Source organism: Xanthomonas hortorum (genome assembly GCF_011305375.1).
In the GTDB taxonomy this organism is placed as follows: domain Bacteria; phylum Pseudomonadota; class Gammaproteobacteria; order Xanthomonadales; family Xanthomonadaceae; genus Xanthomonas; species Xanthomonas hortorum_E.
On sequence record NZ_VCME01000059.1, the window covers coordinates 1 to 557 of the forward strand.

The window sequence follows — 557 nt, forward strand, 5'->3', positions numbered from 1 at the left end:
AAAAAAAAAAAGCGGAGAAGCCTGTGAAGCAGCGCTGGCATCAGCTTGACGCTGCTACGAAGCGTGCCGGCGGGCAGAACCAGCTCACAGCAGAGGGCATCGTCGCTCTGAACGGACGGTGGATGAGGCTGTCCGGGGCCTGAGTCAGCAACGAGCGTCACGGGCAACATGACAGGAGCAGCTGTACGCGCAACGCAGCAGCCCCAGATGAGAAAGTCGCCACAAGTGGAACAGGAGATTATCGTTAATGTTATTTTCGCGGGCAAGCTGTGCCACGCTGACGCCGGGCTGCATCGACTGCTCCACCATGGCGATTTTGAAGTCGCGGGGGAAGTTGGGGCGTCGTGGTCGTTTGCGGGCGACAGGGATTTCACAGGGAGCAGGGACCACGGGAAGAACGGACGAGTTTCGGGATGCCTGTTGGTAAAGGCGCTTATCCAGAATTGTGACGTTGATTCGTGGCGACAAAGGCCAGGAGACACCGGCCTACCTGAAGCGAACAAAGAGATCACAGGCAGTGGTTTTGGGGATACCCATCCTTCGCCCGGCCTCAATAC

1 protein-coding gene is annotated in these 557 nt (G+C 58.0%); it reads right to left on the reverse strand.

Translation table 11 applies throughout. The features are described from left to right. Positions 1–144: 144 nt before the first annotated feature. Entirely contained in the window at positions 145–309 is a 165-nt protein-coding gene (locus FFY45_RS22505) for a transposase (RefSeq protein ID WP_176342032.1), read from the reverse strand. Positions 310–557 lie beyond the last annotated feature (248 nt).